The following is a 20,922-nucleotide window of genomic DNA, read 5'->3' on the forward strand; positions in this document are numbered from 1 at the left end:
TATTTACCAAAGTTTCCTGCGTTTTTTTTAAAATTGTTGTCGTTAGTTTATGAGATGGTGAAAATTGATTTGAAGATGCCATTATATTTCTGCGAAGACTTGTGTTTTTGATTTTAAAAGTCTTCCTTTGGATCAATAAAACAAAAGATGGTCATAAGAAGAGTCATTTTTGTTTGATTTTATCCTTTCATCTGCTTTTAGGGCGGGTGATGTTTTCAAGGAGAGATGCGGTAGTGAAGTTGGAAATGTGGGTTTGTCTTTCTCGATTTTAATTTTTAGGAGACAGTATAAAAATGTATAAGCCTATGTTCTGGATGTTTCAAGGGTTTTTGCGCAATCAAAAAGACGTTTGCCATAGCGTCTAAGTATTTCTTGTTTTCAAAGTTTCTCAAGCAAATTTATTTTCCTGCCTCCTTGCGTAGAAGGAGGGCATTAGGGGCTCAGTAAAATTACTGCGGGTTTTCCTCTTAAATGAATTTCCAATACTGGAAACCTTTGAGCCGTTATACGCAATAAAGTATTTGTTAGAGATTCGAATACATGAAGTGAGAGGTTTATCCCAATAAACAGTTATGTGCAATTGAGCATGAGTGGCGTTGGAAGGTGAATTCTTTGTGGCGTATTACGCCAATTTTCATATTACAATCTATTATTAAGCCTATGTTTGTATTTTTATCAGAACAAAAAAGGGCGATCATACCATGGCTTCTTGGTGTGTTTTGTTTGCTCTTAGTGAATGCATCAGCATTTGCCCAGGACATTATGGTTAAGGGTAAGGTTGTTGACGCAGAGTCCAAAGAAGGACTTATCGGGGTGGCCGTGGCGGTAAAGGGAACAGCCTTGGGTACCGTTACGGATATTGAAGGGCAGTTTTCGATTAAGGTTCCTTCTTCATCGGCAATTCTTCAGTTCTCGGCAATTGGCTATGCGGCTACGGAAGAAAACGTAGGTAACCGTACGTTTGTTGAGGTTGCGATGACTGAAGACGTACAAGAGCTTGAGGAGGTTGTGGTTACGGCCTTTGGTCTTAAGAAAGAGAAAAAGCGCTTGGGTTACTCAGTTACAGAGTTGAAAGGCTCAAGCATTTCTGATGTTCAGGTAGTTAACCCTGTTGATGGACTCCAAGGCAAGGTTGCCGGGGTTCAGATTACACAGGGTGCCGGCGGTTCTTTCGGTGGTTCACGTATTACGATTCGTGGTAACTCAACTTTGGGTAGCAATACTCAACCGTTGTTCGTGGTAGATGGAATTATCATGGAGAGCAGTACTAGTGGTGGTGATATGTGGGGTACAAGTGACTGGGGAAATGACCTTAAAAACTTGAACCCTGATGAGTTCGAATCTGTAACAGTTTTGAAAGGTGCTGCTGCGGCCGCTCTTTACGGATCACGTGCTTTGGAAGGTGTTGTGATTATTACATCGAAGAAAGGCAAGGCCCGTAAAGGGATTGGCGTGAACGTTTCTCATTCTTCGGGTATCTCGCAGGTTTACGACGGACCTGATTTTCAAAATACTTACGGAGGTGGATTCATTGCTGGATATAGCGGGCATGATGATCCTTTTGATACTCGTCAGTTTATGACTAATTCAGATGGCGAGCCTATTAGAGATACAGGTGCCTCAAGTTGGGGTCCGAGAATGGAAGGACAGAAGATTCGCGAGTATGATGGGTCTTGGGGGACATACAGTGCTCAACCAGATAACTTCAAGGAATTGTATGAAACTGGACGTTCTCATAATACGAGTGTTGCCTTGAGTGGCGGTAATGAAAAAACTACATACAGAGCGGGTTATTCGAATATGATCCAAAAGGGTGTGGATCCAGGCAATAACTTTGACCGTAATTCATTACAGTTGAGCTTAGGACGTCAGATTACAGATCGTCTTAGATTGGACGTGTTGACCAATTATACAAAATCGGTAGCTGAGAATCCTCCATTGCGTAAAGTGCAGCGTTCGTTTATCTATGATTATTTTCCAAGGGACTATGACCCTAATAAGTGGAAGGATGATTATAAGGCTCCTCACGGCGGTTTGCCTGATACGAATAATGGAGATGTTAGTAAAGGCCCTGGTACATCAGTGTACTGGCAACTTTATGAAGAGAATCGTGAAAGGACAGAAGAGATTCTTCGGTTGAAAGCTGGGTTGACTTACCAGATTAATGATTGGCTTACTTGGACAGGTGAGGGGTACATTGACAATAAGTACACTACCTACGAAGAGAAAAAACTTGGTAGCAAAATCAATAATGCAGGCGGAAATTACAAGGTTGAAAACAGACGCCGTGAGCAGACGTTTGCTAAGACAATGTTGACTTTCAACAAAGACCTTAATCAGGATTGGAATGTTGCGTTTTCTGTTGGTGGTGAATCTTGGGAAACTAAAGGTCGTTGGTCTGTGTCTGAAACCAACGGTGGTTTGATTGTACCAGGCAACTATACAATTTCAAACAGTAAGGATAAAGCAAAAACAAACGGGGGGCAAGAAGAGAACCGTAAGTTCATTTCTGCTTACTACTTTGGCGATGTCGCTTGGAGAAATACACTTTTCTTGAATTTCACAGGTCGTAATGACTGGAATTCTACGATGGCTTACCCAGATAATACTGGTAATTTCAGCTTTTTCTATCCGTCAGTAAGTTTGTCGTGGGCTTTCACTGAAAGCATCGAAATGCCAAGCTTCTTTACTTTCGGAAAAGTTAGAGCTTCTTATGCGGAGGTTGGAAACGGGACTCGTGCTTACTTGCTTAGTGATGGCTATAAGAGGACTGATGAAACGAAGTATGAGGGAACTACACCGGCTTACTCGTATAAGTCGAATAGAGTATTTGCTGAAGACTTTAAGCCTGAGCGTTCTAAAGCGATCGAATTCGGAGCTGACTTGAGATTTTTCGAAAATCGCTTGGGTGTAGACTTTACATGGTTTAAGAAAAATACTTATGACCAGATTTTGAGTCTTGGGGTTCCTAGTTATTCAGGTGTGTCAAGCATGATGTTTAATGCTGGTAATATCGAGAATAAAGGTATCGAGATTGCTGTTAATGCTACCCCGCTTATTCTTGGAGACTTCAAATGGGAAGTTAACTTCAACTACACTAGTCTGCAAAACAAGATTATTGAGTTGGATGACGATTTGGGAATTACTGAAAAGTCGTTGTCTGGTAACGCTACATACGGTGATCGTATAGGTACCTACGCTATCGTAGGAGGTAATTATGGCGATATGATGACTGATGCCGCTTACAAGTATGACGATAACGGTAATGTGATCGTTAAATGGCATGGCGGAGCGAAGTCACCTTATGCTGCTAGAAATGGTGAGCGTACCACAGTTGGTAACATTATGTCCGATTGGTATGGTGGTGTGACAAACACTTTCTCATACAAAGGATTGTCTATGCGAGTTTTCCTTGACGTGAAGATGGGTGGAGACATTTATTCTTTCACACAGCGTTACGGACAAATGAATGGTCTTTTCAAAAGCTCGCTCTCTTATAGAGACGCAGAACAGGGCGGTATCACTTGGACAAGCTCGAACGGTAAAACTTATGAGGACGGATACATTCCTAAAGGCATGGTTTTCGAAGCCGAGACTACAATTAACGGTGTGAACGTAGGTGGCATGACTGTCGAAGAAGCTTACGAGAAAGGACATATCGAACCGATTCACGTTTCTTCTTTCAACTACTTCTTAGGTAGCTGGAGCAGAGGTATTGTTGAAGAGTATGTTAACGAGGCTTCTTACGTTGCGCTTCGTGAGATTGTTCTTTCTTACCGTTTCCCAAGAAGTATTACGGATAAGTTGCGCTTGAATAACTTGAACGTATCGTTGTATGGCAGAAACCTTGGTTTCCTTTATAATTCGTTGCCAGACAATATTAACCCAGAAGCTAACGCTAGTAACAATGCTTCGGATGCGTTTGAGTATGGGGCTACGCCATATGTGCGTAACTATGGATTTAAAGTGAGCTTTGGACTGTAATTTTTAGATTGACATGCTTATGAAACGTTTTATATATAAACTGGCTTTTTGTGCCGGACTTTTGGGGGCTACCAGCGCCTGTACGGATGACTTTGGTGAGGTTAATACCGACCCTAATGTGGTAACCAAGCCAGACCTTGCTTATTTGTTCACTCATTCAGCGTTTCAGATGGGTGATTATAAATACACGGAATGGTTCTATGATAATTATCAGAAGATAATGCCGTGGACGCAGATGGTTACACCAAGAGGTGGTAACTCTGTTGAAATTAACACGCTTGGACCTCTGGGGAATAGAATGTCGATATTCTATAGTGGTGTTATGCCAAACCTCTTTGAGATTCGTCGTCAGGTGAGCCAGATGACTGCCGAAGAAGCTGCGAAGTATGACAAAATGGTAGCGGTGACGTATATCATTCAGGCTTATCATGGTTTGCGGGTAACGGATATGTACGGCTCTATCCCTTACATTGAAGCGATGCAGGGGCGTTATGATAAGAACTTCTCTCCGAAGTATGATAACCAGCAGACCTTGTATGCGACTTGGCTTACGGAGCTGGATAACGCTATAGCCACGCTTAAGAAAGAAGGTGATTTCTTGAAATATGGTAGCTCTGACTTTCTTTACGAAAGTGATTGGGAGAAGTGGGTTAAGATGGCTAACGCAATGAAATTGCGTATAGCGTCTCGTATGGAAAGCGCTGATCTGGATAAGATGAAGGAAGTGCTTGCCCAAGTGGCCAGTGATGATGTTGGCCTTTTTGATAGCGAAGCGGATCAGTTTGTATGGGACCCAGCTACGAACTATGGTGGTAAGACTAATGACTTTCGTGGTTCGCCGTCAGGTGGTGATGCTTTCTTGAAGTTCCTCAAAAGGAACAATGACCCTCGTTTGAAGATCTTCTTTGAGAAAAACCAGTTCACTCTGGAGATTATTAAAGAAATGAAAGATGCGGGTAAAGCAGACTTGGTGCCGTCAATTCTTGATTATGAAAATGATCCATTGTATCGTTACCAAGGAGCTCCTCCAAGTCCAGACAAGGCGCAAGATGAGACTTTGAAGAACCTTTACTTCAAAAGTGTTAAGTTTAAGGATAAGAATTACAACCAGCTGTCGCATATTAACAGAGCGTTCTTTTCTCCTCGCAGGGATGATCGTGAAGGTGTGTATACAGATGTTCTGTTCTCTTATGCCGAGGTTTGCTTCATGATGTCCGAATTTACTCTTAAGGGGTATGTTGCTGGTGATTACAAAGACTGGTACGAGAAAGGTGTAAGAGCTTCCCTTAATACTTTCAGTGATTGGGGTGCGAAAGCAAAAGCCTATGACTATGAGGAAATCACCGAGGATATGGTCAATGCCTATTTGACAAAATCGGAAGTGGCTTTGTCTGGAAATAAATCGGAAGATTACGAGAAAGTAGTTCTTCAGGCTTATACCAACCTTTTCCGCTTGCCAACTGAGGCTTACGCTTTGTGTCGTCGTACAGGATTCCCTAAAAAGACGTCTACTATTCTTCCTTGGGAAACTCTCATCGGTGGAGGTGCTGAAATCACCGACATCCCACGTCGTTATGGTTTAGGTGACCCAGGCCAATTCAACCGTGACAATTGGGTGAAGGCTATGGAAGAGCAAGGTTTCAGCTTGGAATCGGGAGACCAGACAGTTTACTCATCTCAGAGACTTTGGTGGGACAAGAACAACCCTGAGCTGGGGGCTGGTTCTACACTCTAACCAATACTCCGCTTTATTGAAATTTAAACCGCCCTTCGGGGCGGTTTTTTTTATGGTGAAAAATCCAATATGTGGATATGTCGTATTTTTTATGAGAAAAAAGGCCTTCTTTTTGACAGGATAGAAGCAGATGTTTGTCATATGAATGAAATTAGTAATGATAAAGTTTGTGTTTGGTTTTTGATTATACGTTATTTGAATCATAAGGAGTACGGGAGGTTTTTCTCCAATTGATGGTGCTCTTTGAATTTAGTATTTTGTGTTGGTCTTGTTTTCCCTTGGGAAAACAGACGTTTTCAAGGTTAGGCAGTGAAGTGGGAAGTGGGGAAAGGGAGAGCCTTTCACGTTACGGATATTTTTAACTCAAATTTGTGTTAGTCGCCAATCGATCGTATAGCGACCGATGGCAAGTGTCCTAAGAAAAAACTTCATTTAAAAGAACGTTAGCGAGTAGATGCGAATTCAAGAATACGCTGGTTTGGTGTATTTGTAGTTTTGCGTGTATTTGTCGTTCGTTTTTCGGCCCTTTTTTATGTATGCGATTAGCATCTTGATGCCTTAATATTTGGCGTTCGGATCTTTATTGCTTAATGTGTAGCGTTATGCTATACTCAGTTTGGTCTAATCTGGCCAAGCACGGAATTTCTATGCTTAAACAGTTGTTTAGGCTATTCAAAAAAGGGCTGTAAATTGGATTATGTCTAGTGCGGGTGGTCTGCGGGGAAGAGTCTCGTTTGACGTGTATGTGTTAGAGGATTGTGCAGGGTAAGAAACACGGGCGCTGTTGCGCCGATTTTTAATATCTCATATTTACAATAGTATTATTTCAGCCTATGTTGACACCTTTATTGAACAAGGGAAGGGCTATCATCCCATGGTTTTTGGGATTGATGTGCTTGACTGTCTTTAGTGTGGCGGCCAATGCCCAGAGCGTGATGCTTAAGGGTAAAGTGCTTGACAGTAAAACTAAAGACGCTCTGATTGGGGTGGCGGTCGCTGTAAAAGGGACAGCCACAGGAACTGTGACGGACGTGGAAGGGCATTTTTCAATTGAGGTTCCTTCAAGTAGCGCCGTTTTGCAATTTTCGGCGATTGGTTACACCATGGTTGAGGAGCCGGTTGGCAATCGTACGTACGTTGAAGTGGTTATGGCCGAGGATGTTAAACAGCTTGAAGAGGTTGTGGTGACGGCTTTCGGTCTGAAAAGGGAAAAGAAGAAGTTGGGTTATTCCGTAACCGATATTTCGGGATCGGCGATTCAGGAAGCTAACCAAACGAATGCTGTGAATGCGCTTCGCGGTAAAGTGGCCGGTGTGAATATCACGGCGCCGAACAACGGAGCGATGTCATCTCCAAAGATCGAGATCAGGGGTAGCGCCTCGTTGGCGGGTAATAACCAGCCTCTGTTTGTTGTCGATGGAGTTCTTATCGAAAGTGCCGGCACTGGAGCTGGCGAGTGGGGTGGAGAAGACTGGGGTAACCAGATCAAAGACCTTAACTCTGATGATTTTGAGTCTGTTTCTATCCTGAAAGGCGCTGGCGCTACAGCCCTTTATGGTTCTAGAGCACAGAACGGTGTAGTAGTTATTACTACTAAGAAAGGTAAGTCAAGAAAAGGAATTGGCGTTGACGTTAGCCAGTCTTTCATGTGGGAGCAGGCTTACAGAGGCCCTGAATTCCAGAATGTTTACGGTGCGGGTTCAGGCGGAAAAACGTTGATGGACGGTGACCAGCCTTACTGGAACTTCACTACGCAAAGCTGGGGTCCGAAAATGGACGGAACACTTTTCCGTGATCCTGACGGAGTTATCAGACCTTTCTCTCCTCAAGAGGATAACTACCTTGACGCTTATGAGACTGGCCGTTCGTCGAACACTAACGTTGCGATAAGCGGTGGCAATGAGAAGACTACTTACCGTATGTCTTACTCGTTGGCTGATCAGTCTGGTATTAGTCCGAACAACTCGTTTGAGCGTAACAGCTTTAACTTGCGCGCTACTCACAAAGCTACAGAGTGGTTGAAATTCGAAGCTGGCGCAAGCTATGTGATCGGTGAAGGTAAAAACCCTCCGGGCCTCTCGAACAGTACGAACAGTATCGGACGTAAATTCGCTTACATCCTGCCTCGTAACTATAACACGTCTGTTTGGAGCCAAACTGAGAATTGGAGAGCTCCTGACGGTGGCCGTCAGCGTAACTATTACGGATCAGACCTTTGGTTTGACTTGAATATGAATGAGCGTTTGAGCGACGAGAAAACTTTCCGTGGCGATTTCCGCATGACCGCTGAGGTGACGGAGTGGTTTAACGTTCAGTTGATGGGTAACATCAATGACCTGAACGCTAAGCGTGAATACAAAATCTGGAGCCAAGATCCGAAAAACGCTGGTAGCGACGGATATTATAAGCAACAGGATATCGAGCGTTCAGAGCACCGTCTCCAAGCTTTGTTGAATTTCCACAAAGACTTCGGAACCGATTGGAGCACTAGCCTTTCATTCGGTGGCGAGCAGTGGTATTCTGACTACTTCCAGTCTGAAGTACAGACTCAAGGCGGATTGCGTGTGCCGGGTCTGTTTTCTATCGGAAACTCTGTAAACAATCCTAAGGCAAACGCTAGCAAGAATGAGCGTCAGGTTAACGCCATTTACTCATTCGGTAGCGTAAGCTGGAAGAATATGGTTTTCCTTGATTTCTCTTTGAGAAACGACTGGTCTTCAACGCTTACTTTGCCGGACGGATCGGGTAACAATTCTTATTTCTACCCATCGGTTAGTGCTTCTTGGGCATTCTCGGAAACGTTTGATTTCAACCCTGAGGCCTTGACCTTCGGTAAGTTAAGACTTTCTTACGCTGAGGTAGGTAATGATATTTCTAGCGCCTACCAGTTGACAGGTACTTACAAAAATGACGGAAACTTTACGGGCGAGTACGGTGATGTTTCGAAATATGTTTGGAACTCTAACAACTTGCCGAACAGGGACCTGAAGCCTGAGCGTACCCGTTCATTCGAAATCGGTACGGACATGAGATTCCTGAACAACCGTATCGGTCTTGACTTCGCTTACTACTGGAGCAGCACTACCGACCAAATCGTTAGCCTTGCGACTTCACCGACTACAGGTGTGACAGGACGTATGATTAACGCCGGTGATATCAGAAACCAAGGTATCGAGGTTCAGGTGAACGGTACGGCTATCCAGACTAAGGACTTTACTTGGGATGTGACCGCTACTTTCGCTAAAAACAAAAACGAAGTGGTGGAGCTCGTAGACGGTGTTGACAAATATCGCCTTGCGGCCCAGTGGAACGTTTACTCTTACGCTATGGTTGGCGGTGAGTACGGTGTGCTTTCTACACCTTACGGCTACAAGCGTTATGAGGGAGATGATGCCTCTAAGCAAGGGATGCCTATCATGAACGCCGACGGTACTTACAAGCGTTCTGGCGATGAGGTTGAGGTTGGTAGCATGGTTCCTGACTGGACCGCTGGTTTGACCAACACTTTCAAATACAAGGATTTCACTTTGAACACCGTAATCGATTTCAAAATCGGAGGCGACATGTTCTCGGCTACTCACCACTACTCAACTGGACGAGGTGGTTTGGCGAATACTCTCGAAGGACGTGAAGAAGGAATTATTCCTGAAGGCGTATTTGCGGAAGGTACCGAAATCAAGGGTACGGACGTAAGCGGAATGACTTACGCCGAAGCTTACGAAAAAGGAATCGTTGAGCCTATGACTGCCGAGACCTACTGGGGAACACTCGGATCATGGGGTGGCGGTATCCGTGAGGCGTCGGTTTTCGACAACTCTTTCATCTCGCTTAGAGAAGTGTCTTTGACATACCGTCTGCCTAAGAATTTGCTCGAGAAAACACCGTTCAGACACGCTAGCGTAGCGTTGGTAGGAAACAACCTCTGCTATCTCTGGGCTAACTTCCCTGAAGACATCAACCCAGAAGGTGTGTTTAACAGTAACAACGGTGCTGCTTTCGAATACGGAGCCATGCCAATTACTAGAAGCTACGGTTTCAGCGTTAAATTCGGACTGTAAGTCTATTCCGGAAGTGGCGCCCCGGCGTCGCTTCTGTAACGGTATGTGTTGTTTCATTTTTGAAAACATATTCTCATGAGATTCCAAAATTTATTGAAATATATCCCGATGGCGGTTCTGGCCGGAACACTTTCCAGCTGCGACAACGATTTCGGGGACATGAATACGGATAAGCTGAACCCAACTAATCCGATGCCTGATCAGCTGTTTACTTCAGGGTTGTATTACTTCGGAGACGGTTCGGCCCGTCAGTGGTTCGGTGACCATTACAGGTACCTGATGCCTTGGTTCCAGTATGCTGTGCCAAACTCGGGTAACCAGTTCACTATGTTTGACGTGAACCAGGAATGGACCGCCAACAACCGTATTTATCAGCACTATGTGCGTACGGGACCAAACTTCGTAGCGACGATTGACGCTATCGACAATATGCCGGAGGCGGACAGAAACCGCCGTCAGTATATGAAAGCGATGGCCCGTACGATGATCATTTTCCACGCCACCGGTTTGGGTGATACGTTTGGCGACGTTCCGTTCACCGAAGCTATGACTGGCCGTGAGGACAATCCGGTTTTCACGCCTAAGTACGATAAGCTTGAGGAGCTTTATCCGCTTTGGTTGTCAGAGTTGAAAACTCTTAAAGATAACCTTAACGCTGACCACGGCGAGGAGCAAATCAGCTTCGGTAAGGCGGATGTCATCTACAACGGTGATGTTGACAATTGGAAAAAATTCATCAACTCTATTCGCCTAAGACTTGCGACAAGGTTGTTGAAAGTGGATGAGGCTAAAGCCAGAGAAGTCATCACGGAAGTGTTGGCCGACGCTGACGGCGTGATTAGCACCAACGAGGACAACTTCCGTTTGAATTACGGAGACAAAGGTGGCCCTTCTCGTGACGGATTCCAGTCATTGAGAGCTACTGCTCCGTTTATCGATTTCTTGTCGGAGACAAACGACCCTCGTCTGAAAATCTACTTCACGGAAAACGATTACTCTGAAGAGAATTGCGAAAAGCTTAAGTTGACTTATAACCCGGATCGTTACGTAGGCGGACCCGTTAGCCCGGACGATGCTGAAGATTCTCGTTTCTTTATCAGACGTACGCTTGATGGCAACGATGTCGATACGCTTTCGTACCTGAACCCGCACCTTTTCCATCCGACTTGGAATGGCGCTACCGGCAAAATGGCTGAGGTATTTCTCTCTGCCGCTGAGGTGTCGTTTATTCGTGCCGAGTTGGCCAAGCGTGGAATTACAGGCGAAAACGCTCAGGATTTGTACGAGCAAGGTATCCGTCAATCGATCACCATGTATGACGTGATTCTGAAAGATCTTCAGGATCCAAAATACAAGGGAACGCAAACGGCTGATATCGATGCGTATTTGGAAAACCCGACCGTTAAGTATAATGACGCCAAAGGTCTGGAGCAAATCATGACGCAGGCGTACATTCACTTCTTGAAGGATCCGCACCAAACGTGGGTGAACTGGAGAAGAACAGGCTTGCCAAACGCTGATACGGACATGGGCTTCGACCCGTTCGTGATCAAAGCGTCACAGAAAGAGTTGCCGAGACGTTTCGCTTATTGGGACGAAACTCCGGAAAACCAGCCGATCCAGCGTGCCGCTATCGAACGCCAAGATTATGGCGACGGATACTACGGACGTCTGTGGTGGGATAAATAATCCAGAGTAAATTAACTAATCCTTCATAATGAGGCGACGTGGGCATTTATGTCCCGTCGCTTCTTTATTTATAGCCTAAGGTAATTTTGTTGCGCCATTCTAGATGTTATTTTTTAAATACCCAGATCATTTTTTAATTAGGGAAATAAATGGCACCTTTTTATGGAAGGTTAGGAAATGGGTGTATAGCTTTAATTATATTTGATAATATTAAGCTGTATTTAATCTGATAAAGGTTGTTGTTGAACTTTTTAGATATTAAATTTTTACTGTTTTTTGGTGAGGGGAGATGTTTTGTAAAAGAAATAGCAGGGTTTCTTGTTATTTCATATTTTGACATTCATTAGAAAAAATGAATAAAGTATTTGAAGTAAAAGATTCTGAGAATAAGTCACTAATTATATTCTATTACAGAGGAAATGACTCTGAAAAAATTTTCAGAATCAAAAGATACATCTATAACCTAACAAATTTCATACTTAATATAATAGCGATGAATTATGAAAATAAACAGGCAGATGATATTTCTGGATATTCAGAATTTTTAGATGAAGAATTAGAATTTATTTTTCATCAAGAGACAATAAATGTAATATCTGGCTCTTATGATTTTCCTCAATTTGTGCGAGCAAAAATATATTTGTTGAGAGAAACCATAAGGCCAATGATAAGTAACACATTGAATAAGAAAATGAAAAGAAATGATCCTGATTGGGTGAAAGTTTCGGAGATGGCTCGAGAAATATTAAAAGATTTAGGAAAAGAGCAAATGACACCAAGTGAATTTGAGAAAAAAGAAAACTTATCAATGGATTGGTTATAAAAGTGAAATGCGAACAAGACTTCAACCGCATTAAAACGCAGTTTAACTAGGGTTTACTGAAAAAGTAAAAACCACAAGATTATCAGTGGATTAGGTAGCTTGTTTCCCTTTCCAAAGCACAGGGAATATTCGTAAATTGGCCATAGAAAGGACTGAGAGCATTTTTTCCCTTGCACCTATGATCAAGACAAGTTCCTCGCAATTGAGTATAGAAGGTTTTTTGGACCCGGAAATAGGGCGCCTTAACCCGGAAAACAGATGGGTGAAGTTGGCCAACTCCATCCCCTGGGCGGAATTGGGTTTGGTCTACGAATCGAAAATGTCGACGGGCAAGGGCAGTCCGTGCAAACCGGCCCGGCTGGTCATCGGCGCGCTGATCGTGAAGCATAAGCTGAACGTTTCGGACGCCGAGGCGATAGAACAAATCAAAGAAAATCCGTATCTCCAGTATTTCGTGGGACTCGGCTCGTTCACCACGGAAAAGGCCTTTGACCCTTCGCTGTTCACGACGGTCCGCAAGCGGCTCGGGTACGGGGATTTTAACAGGATGAGTTCGCTTTTGCAACACGAGGGGATCCGTATTGCGGAGGGCGATCGGGATGAAGGGTCCAAAGACGGGCATTCCGGGGACGCCGAAGATGACAAGCGGGTTGTCTCCTGCGACGCGACGGTGGCGCCGCAAGAGATTCCATACCCCACGGACCTTGGGCTGTTGGCTACGGCGAGGGTGCAGTCGGAGAAAATCATCGACCTCCTTTGGCCCGTCGCCAGGGATTCCGGTTTATCCAAAAAGCCCCGGACTTACCGGGATAAAGCCCATAGGGAATATGTCGGGGCGACGAGAAAAAAGAGGAAAGGAGCCGAATTCTGGCGCGTGTGCGCACGCCGACAGCTGAATTATCTGGAACGGAACCTACGGCATATCGACAGCCTCATAGAGGCCAACAAGGGCGTTATACGCCTAAAAAGCAGGTTTTTGAAGATTCTGATGGTGCTTCACGAAATCGCCAGGCAACAGTCGCTCATGCTGGAGACCGGTGCCAACAGGGTGGACGGCCGCATCGTGAACGTCTTCCAGCCCCATGTCCGGCCGATAGTCCGGGGCAAAAACGGAAGCGACACCGAGTTCGGCGCCAAATTGTCCGTAAGCCTTCACGAAGGCTATTCCTATCTGGACAAGGCGCAATGGGACGCTTACTACGAGGGTGACGCGGAAGTGATCCGCGGGCACATCGACAGTTTCGGGGAGAGAAACCCGGAAATGAAGCTCGGCAAATTCGTCGGGGACAAGATTTACGGAAACAGGAACGCCCGGCAGACCATGTCCGGCGCGGGTGTGGAATTCGTGGGCTCCCCGTTGGGAAGGCCTCCCTCAAGTCCCGAAAAAATCAGGGAACGCAAGGAAAACCGGACGCTTCACCAACGGCACCGGAGCAGGGCGGAAGGAAAATTCGGGGAAGTGAAACGGGGACACGGATTGGACAAAATACAGGCAAGGAGAGCGGACACTTCGCTTTCATGGATCGCCTGCATTTTCTTCGTGTCCAACTTGAAAAGATTTCAGAGCGAAATCTTTTTTGACCTTGTTTTCCTGAGCTGGAAATACGGAACATGGCTTCAAGACAGCGAAAAGAAATAGGAAAGGACTGCCTGGCCAATATCCTAGCCGGGTAGGCCCCTGGGCTTTTTCAGTAAACCCTAACTAAACGTTAAACGTGATAAAATTAAAACGAATGTCATTATCAAAGAAAAAGAGTAGACCTATAACTGTAGACGGTGTGGATTTCCGTTATTCAATTTCCACATCCAAGATTGATAATGATTGGAACTTCCGTCTTAATTTAACGATACAGATAGCTTCGGGAGAAGGCAGTGTTTTGACGGTTCATGGAATTGTAACACGGAACTTTTGGCTTGACTTTTCAGAGTATGGAAAATACGGCAAAGAAAATTATCCTGTATTCAAGCCAAGCGATATTTCAAGAGTAATAAAAGCGGGGCTGAAAAATGGATGGGTCCCTGAAGAGAAAGGGAGCCCGCACATTTTAGAACTTGATAACTCTTTTGTGAAGAGTTACGCGAAATAAAATTCATCACATCAAAGCATAAATTGTATTGCTTCGATTGATTTATCCATTGAAGAAAAGGCAAGAGAACCAGCGGAAACTATTTCCTTTTCCTGATCGCCGACTTTTTCGCTGAAAACGGAATGGGCATAGTCTTTATTAATGGTCCGAGGTAATTTTGTTGCAAAACTTTAGATGTCATTTTTTGACCTACGATCAATTTTTACAACCTGCGTTGGCGTTTTCCGGAAAAGTCGGATAATTGTTGAAGTTCAAACCCAGATCATTTTTTGTTTTCGACTGGTCATTTTTTCGTAGCCGGAAAAAATGTGTAAACCTAAGTTGCGTGTGAATACGGAGCGCTTTCGCTCATTTTTTATTTAAATAGAATGAAATGACAAACAGAATCTTCTTAACGGTTTTCCTTGGTGTTTTTTCTTGTTTAGCCTTTGCCCAAAAGAATAAAGTCTTTCCGGGGGCGGACGAAAGAACACCGTCCAGGTCCGAATATTTTACTTGGATAAACAATACGAACGAAGGGCCGACCGAAGCGCAGACTATGGCCAATCTGGAGTTTTTCAAATGGCTAAGGGAAGAATACGGCATGCGTCTGGATATTTACGCATTCGACGCAGGGGCTATTGACGGGAAAAAATTTTACGGGGAAATGGGTTCTCTGCGTTTTCTCAAGCAATTTCCCGAGGGTTTTGGGCCAGTCTCAAAATTTGCGACGGAAAACGGAACCAGCCTTGGCCTTTGGGGAGGACCGGACGGCTTTGGGAATACGCCGGAAGAGGCGAAAGCCCGCCACGAAATGATGGTGTCGCTCTGTAGGGATTTTAATTTCGATCTGTTTAAAATGGACGCCGTTTGCGGACAGTTACGCCCTGAAAAGTACGAGGCTTTCGACAAAATGATGACCGAATGCCGGAAATACGAGCCCAATCTCGTGTTGCTTAACCACCGCCTGGATTTGGGACAGGGAACAAAGCATTCCACCACTTATCTGCTCGGCGGAAAAGAGACGTATATTGACGTGCATAGTTTTAACCAAAACACTGCGCCTCATCACCGTGCTGGAGCGATTAGCCGTGGGCTAACCCCGAATTTGACTCGCCTTACCGAAGACCATGGCGTTTGCCTATCGTCTTGTCTGGATTATTGGGAAGACGATCTGGTATTGCAGGCTTTTAACCGAAATCTGGTTTTGGCGCCGCAGATTTACGGTAGCCCGATGTTTCTGCGTGACGACGAATACCCGAAACTGGCCAGGGTGTTTAATCTCCATCGAAAATACAGGGATATATTAGTGGACGGAATACGACTTCCGGAAGAGCGATACGGCCCCTATGCCGTAGCCCGTGGTGACAAGGATACCAGACTTTTGACGCTTAGGAATTTGACTTGGGAGCCGGTAAGTTGCAAAGTGAAGTTGGACGAAAGCATTGGGTTAATGCAAGGGGAGAAGATTCGTTTACGCCAATATTTCCCTGTTGAAAGAATTCTGGAAGACAAAAACTATGGCGACGAAATAGAGGTCGAGGTGTTGCCGTTTAGGGTTTGCTTGCTTAAAATTTCGAATAAGGACGATGGTGAAATAGGTGTCAAAGGTTGCGATTTTGAGGTTGTTCGTAATGTCGAAGGCAAACCTGTAGAAGTAAAACTGTTGGCAATGCCGGGATCGACTAAGAAAATCAAATTTGTAGGCTTTCAAAATGAAATAAACGTGGCGGACTTAGACGGAAAGCCAGTTCGCATAAGTACGAACCGTAGCTTGCGGGTTCACTTTGATGGGCGAGCTCCAAAGGAAAAATATCACCGTAAATTGGGGGTTGCTACGCAAACTCCCGTTCCGTCGGACGCTTCCACACTTTACGAGGCCACATGTTTTGCCGCCGATAATAACGCCCTTGAGTTCCGAGCGATAAAACGTTCTGGCGAAAGCCAAATTCCCGAGGTCATCAAAGCGCGCAAAACTTTCTTTGACCAACCGTTGATCAAACGTCGTGAATTGGTGGACGAGTTTATGTTTGACGACGATCTGGAAACTGCATTTTCGCCTACGATGCGGTGGCGGGAATCGAGAAACTATAAACGTGCTCTGAGAATAGACCTCGGTAAAATACAAGTGTTGGACAGCTTGGTGTTAACGACTCCCGATGAGTTTTCGATGCAACCGCTCAAGCTTGATGAAGGCAATTATGTTTACGTGTCGAAAGATCTGGAAGAATGGAAAAGGATAACGTTTTTGGCTGGCGAGCGGATGGTTGTCGATTTGCGGAACGCAGATTCTGTCCGGTATGTTAAGATGTCGCCGGCGCCAATGCGGGTGTTGGAAGTGAAGGGTTACCGTTCAGGCAAGTCGCTTGACCGTGCGGACTGGAGAGGGTCCAACCTTTTTGATGCCAGTTTTGTGGCGCAATCGGCTTGGGAAGCCAACGTCCGTTTGGACGAAGCAAGCGAGCACGCTTATATTTGCGTAGCCGTAAACGGCGAATATGGCGAAGACGGGGCCGTGGTGGCGCTTAAGATCGGAGACCGGTATGTCGGGAGTCCAGATAGGGCGCCGTCATATGCGTTCAATGATTGGGAAACAACCCGTAAAGGCTATGGAGGGAAAAACAACACTTTTTACATTCCTGTGGATAGATCGATGATCGGGGAAGATATAAGTGTGCGGATTCTTTGCAAGAAAAAAGAGGTGGAGCTAAACCCGGAAGTGTGGATTTCCGCTTACCCGATACCGTACGTTTCCAAGACTTTGCGGATAGGGCGAGAATCGTTGAGTCTGTAAAGAGTTCTTAATATTGAAAAAAGGCCATGCGGTTTACGTATGGCCTTTTTTGCCAGACAACAAAACTTGTTCTCCGATGGGTAGCGTTTTTTTATTTGGCAATAGCTCGTGACCGATTATTTTATTAATATTGGTCTAATGCGAACATTTTTATCAGAACGTGATGAATCAAGAAATCATAAAGGTTAACCCCCAGTCTCTTTGGACTAATTTTGAAAAACTGAACGAAATCCCAAGAGCTTCCAAAAAAGAGGAGCGTGTGGTGGAGTTCGTGAAGAATTTCGGCGAAAGCCTCGGCCTCGACACTTATGTTGACAAAGTTGGCAACATAGTGATTCGCAAGCCCGCCACCCCTGGAATGGAAGATCGTCAGGCCGTAGTGCTCCAAGCCCACGTGGATATGGTGCACCAGAAAAACGCCGATACGGATTTCGATTTCGATACGGAAGGGATCCGCTCTTATATCGACGGAGATTGGCTGAAGGCTGAAGGAACGACATTGGGTTCTGATAACGGAATCGGAGTGGCGGCGGCCATGTCCGTACTTGAGGCGACTGACATTGAGCACGGTCCTTTGGAAGCGCTATTTACCATAGACGAAGAAACCGGCATGACAGGGGCATTCGCATTGGAAGCGGGCGTTTTGCAGGCCGATATTCTTTTGAATATGGATACCGAAGAGGAAGGCGAGTTGACCATCGGTTGTGCCGGCGGTATCGACACTAACCTCACCGGAACATACCAAACCGAAGCGACACCGGCCGGAGCCGTAGCTTATAAAATCGTGGTAAACGGCCTGAAGGGCGGTCATTCGGGCGGAGAAATCCACTTGGGACGCGGCAACGCCAACAAGATCATGAACCGCTTGCTCTATGGCGCTTCAAGCTTTGGTTTGAGAGTGGCTGAAGTGGACGGAGGCGGATTGCGCAACGCTATCCCGCGCGAATCGTTCGCTGTGGTGACTGTAGAGGCTGACAAAGCGGATGCCTTCGAAGCGTACATTAAGGAGATGGCCGAAACCGTAGCTGAAGAGCTCAAGGCCCGCGAAACGAGCCTCAACATCGAAGCTGTTAAGACTAATGTTCTGGCGGAGGTAATGGCTACAACCGACCAGAAAGCATTGCTTAACGCCGTATACGCCTGCCCGAACGGAGTATTGCGCATGAGCGACGAGATTGAAGGTTTGGTGGAAACATCTACAAACTTGGCCCGAGTGTTGGTGCGTGGCGGAAAAATCGAGTCGCAGTCACTTACGCGCAGTTCGGTGGAATCTGGCAAAGCCGACGCCGCTAACGCCGTTCGTGCCGCCTTTGAAACCGCAGGTTACGATGTGGAGCAAACTGGCGACTACCCGGGGTGGAAACCAAAGCCGGAAGCCGCTATTGTAGGCGTTTTGACAGAGCGATTCAAAGCCAACTTCCCCGGACAAGAGCCTGTGGTTAACGCTGTTCACGCTGGTTTGGAATGCGGAATCATCGGCCGTAACTATCCGGAAATGGATATGATTTCTTTCGGCCCGACGATCCATAACCCGCACTCGCCTGACGAGATGGTGGAGATTCCTACCGTTGAGCGTTTCTGGAACTATCTGATAGATATTCTTAAGAATATTCCGAAGAAATAATCAGACTGAAGAAAATAGAGGTGAAAAAATAAAGGACGGCTTCTCGTGAAGCGGTCCTTTATTGTTCCAAAGAAGAAGCAATTAGCTTGTTGCTTTCAATTTTCTGAAACTTTTCCAAACCGGCAACACCCCTAACAACACACTTACGCCCATCAAATAAGGGTAGAACAGGTATTGCATGACTTCCAGCGGAGTGACAGCGAATCCGGCTACACTCACGGCGGTAAGCAATTGGGCTCCATAAGGAATGGTCCCTTGGAAAAAACAGGAGGAAGTGTCCATTAAACTGGCGGATCTTTTTGGAGAAACCCCATATTCGTCCGCAATTTTCTTAACGATTGGTCCCGCAGTGATAATCGCTACAGTATTGTTTGCCGTACAAAGGTTTACGATGCCTGTCAACGCGACGATTCCGGCTTCCGCACTTTTCCGTCCCCGTATTTTGCCCAATACTTTTTTAAGTAAAAACTGAATGCCGCCATAGTGTCCGATCAGCGCGACAGTCCCGCCAATAAGCAATGACAGGATAATCAGGTCGGCCATGCCGTGAATGCCTTTGTTGGCCGCGGCGACAAAACCCCAAAAGTCAAAACTGCCTGTAGCCATACCGATGCAACCGCATAGCAATGTTCCCATAATCAGAACGGCGAACACGTTCATACCAAACAGTGCTGCGATCAGAACGGCTACGTATGGCAGTATTTTCAGGATTTCGGTTTGTGCGATGGCGGGAGCTTGGTAATGTCCGCCTAGACCTATAATTGCGTAAATAAGGGCCGTGCAGATGGCCGCTGGAAAAACGATGGGCAAGTTAGCCCTGAACTTGTCTTTCATCGAGCAACCTTGCGTCCTGGTCGCCGCGATGGTTGTGTCGGAGATCATCGACAGGTTGTCTCCGAACATGGCGCCACCCACCACTGCACTCAGCGCCAAAGAGGTCGGCCCGCCGGTTTGTTCGGCGAGCCCTACGGCCATGGGTGCCAATGCTGCGATGGTTCCCACGCTAGTGCCTACCGAAAGCGAGATGAAACAAGCGATAATAAATACGCCTGCCAGCAAGACATTGCTAGGCAAAAGGCTGAGCCCAAGGTTTACGGTAGCGTCAACGGCGCCCATGGCCCGTGCGGTCTGGGCGAAGGCCCCGGCCAGCACGAATATCACGCACATCATTACAATGTCGGAATTGCCCGCACCTTTTGAGAAAATTTCCGCTTTGGGTCCGAAAGGCTCTTTGGCCTTGATGAAAAAAGCCGAAATCGCCGCGATAAGGAACGATATTACGGCGGGCATTTTGTAGAAATCGCCAGAAATTAGCGATACGCCCAAATATGTGACGAGGAAAATTACCAGGGGGAGTAGCGCCACCGGGTTCCCTTTGTGTTTTGCCGAATTCGATGTCATTATTTCTGTTTGAAAGCCAGTCGGCAAAAATAAACCTAATTTTTTTATATAAGTAGGAGTGGGTTGTGATAAATGACGGCATTGTCATTTTAGTGCAAAACAAAATTTGTCCGAAACAAAATGAGGCAAAATCTCATGTAACCTTGCGGGGCTTTCGCTGTTTGTCTTTTAGGGTTTTCTGATCATTATAACGGCAGAAGTTTTATGAAAAAGACTAACATCGGGATGTTGCCCGAACACAGAAAAGAAGTGGCCATGCTCCTGAATACGGTGTTGGCTGATGAGTTCGCACTTTATATCAAGACCAAAAAGTACCATTGGAATATGGGGGGCATGGAGTTTATTTCTCTTCATAAATTCCTTGACGAACTGGCGGAACAACAGTTGGAACTGATAGACGAAATCGCCGAGCGTAACCTCCATATCGGCGAATACGCTATAGGAAGCCTCTCAGCATTTCAGAAATTGACAAATATGGTGGAGGATGACGAGGCGAAGGATGTAAAAGAAATGATAGCGAATTTGGTTAACGACCACGAAACTCTGATCCGTTATCTGCGCGCTCACGCTGATGAGGTATTGGATAAATACAAAGACGCTGGTACCAACGACTATTTCATCCAATGGATGGAAGCGCATGAAAAAATCGCTTGGATGCTTCGGGCGCATCTGTCCTAGACGTTTTCACGAGACGGGGTGGTAGACAAAAAAAAGCACACTGATTTTGAGGATTGCCCCAAAAGTCGTA

At 45.7% G+C, this 20,922-nt stretch carries 11 protein-coding genes; 10 read left to right on the top strand and 1 reads right to left on the bottom strand.

The window, feature by feature from the left end; genetic code table 11:
* The first annotated feature begins 660 nt into the window (after window positions 1-660).
* The 9 genes from AABK39_RS07325 to AABK39_RS07365 all read left to right on the top strand — a co-directional run bounded on the left by AABK39_RS07325 (window position 661) and on the right by AABK39_RS07365 (window position 18,773).
* Window positions 661-3,984, top strand: coding sequence for a SusC/RagA family TonB-linked outer membrane protein (locus AABK39_RS07325; protein ID WP_338394269.1), 3,324 nt, complete (start codon window positions 661-663; stop codon window positions 3,982-3,984).
* Window positions 3,985-4,003: 19 nt separating this feature from the next.
* A complete protein-coding gene (locus tag AABK39_RS07330; RefSeq protein WP_338394270.1) occupies window positions 4,004-5,719 on the top strand; it encodes a SusD/RagB family nutrient-binding outer membrane lipoprotein in 1,716 nt (571 codons plus the stop codon).
* Between the two features lie 833 nt (window positions 5,720-6,552).
* Window positions 6,553-9,777, top strand: coding sequence for a SusC/RagA family TonB-linked outer membrane protein (locus tag AABK39_RS07335; protein WP_338394271.1), 3,225 nt, complete (start codon window positions 6,553-6,555; stop codon window positions 9,775-9,777).
* Between the two features lie 75 nt (window positions 9,778-9,852).
* Window positions 9,853-11,466, top strand: coding sequence for a SusD/RagB family nutrient-binding outer membrane lipoprotein (locus AABK39_RS07340; protein WP_338394272.1), 1,614 nt, complete (start codon window positions 9,853-9,855; stop codon window positions 11,464-11,466).
* 352 nt (window positions 11,467-11,818) lie between these two features.
* A complete protein-coding gene (locus AABK39_RS07345; protein WP_338394273.1) occupies window positions 11,819-12,289 on the top strand; it encodes a hypothetical protein in 471 nt (156 codons plus the stop codon).
* 178 nt (window positions 12,290-12,467) lie between these two features.
* A complete protein-coding gene (locus tag AABK39_RS07350; RefSeq protein WP_338392687.1) occupies window positions 12,468-13,928 on the top strand; it encodes an IS5 family transposase in 1,461 nt (486 codons plus the stop codon).
* 94 nt (window positions 13,929-14,022) lie between these two features.
* A complete protein-coding gene (locus AABK39_RS07355; RefSeq protein ID WP_338394274.1) occupies window positions 14,023-14,376 on the top strand; it encodes a hypothetical protein in 354 nt (117 codons plus the stop codon).
* A gap of 373 nt (window positions 14,377-14,749) precedes the next feature.
* Window positions 14,750-17,149: a hypothetical protein gene (locus AABK39_RS07360; protein ID WP_338394275.1), complete on the top strand. Its 2,400-nt coding sequence runs from the start codon at window positions 14,750-14,752 to the stop codon at window positions 17,147-17,149.
* Between the two features lie 163 nt (window positions 17,150-17,312).
* Window positions 17,313-18,773, top strand: a complete 1,461-nt coding sequence (locus AABK39_RS07365) for an aminoacyl-histidine dipeptidase (protein ID WP_338394276.1) — start codon at window positions 17,313-17,315, stop codon at window positions 18,771-18,773.
* An 81-nt stretch (window positions 18,774-18,854) separates the two neighbouring features.
* Here the strand turns inward: AABK39_RS07365 and AABK39_RS07370 are convergent, their stop codons facing one another.
* Window positions 18,855-20,174 carry a Na+/H+ antiporter NhaC family protein gene (locus AABK39_RS07370; protein WP_338394277.1) on the bottom strand — a complete coding sequence of 440 codons (1,320 nt, stop codon included), beginning with the start codon at window positions 20,172-20,174 and terminating at the stop codon, window positions 18,855-18,857.
* Window positions 20,175-20,378: 204 nt separating this feature from the next.
* On the opposite strand from AABK39_RS07370, the gene AABK39_RS07375 reads away from it, so the two are divergent.
* The gene (locus tag AABK39_RS07375; protein ID WP_338394278.1) at window positions 20,379-20,852 is read left to right on the top strand and encodes a Dps family protein; all 474 of its coding nucleotides are present in this window, start codon (window positions 20,379-20,381) and stop codon (window positions 20,850-20,852) included.
* The last annotated feature ends 70 nt before the right edge of the window (window positions 20,853-20,922 follow it).

Origin of the sequence: Fulvitalea axinellae (assembly GCF_036492835.1) — a bacterium.
Taxonomy (GTDB): Bacteria; Bacteroidota; Bacteroidia; order Cytophagales; family Cyclobacteriaceae; genus Fulvitalea; species Fulvitalea axinellae.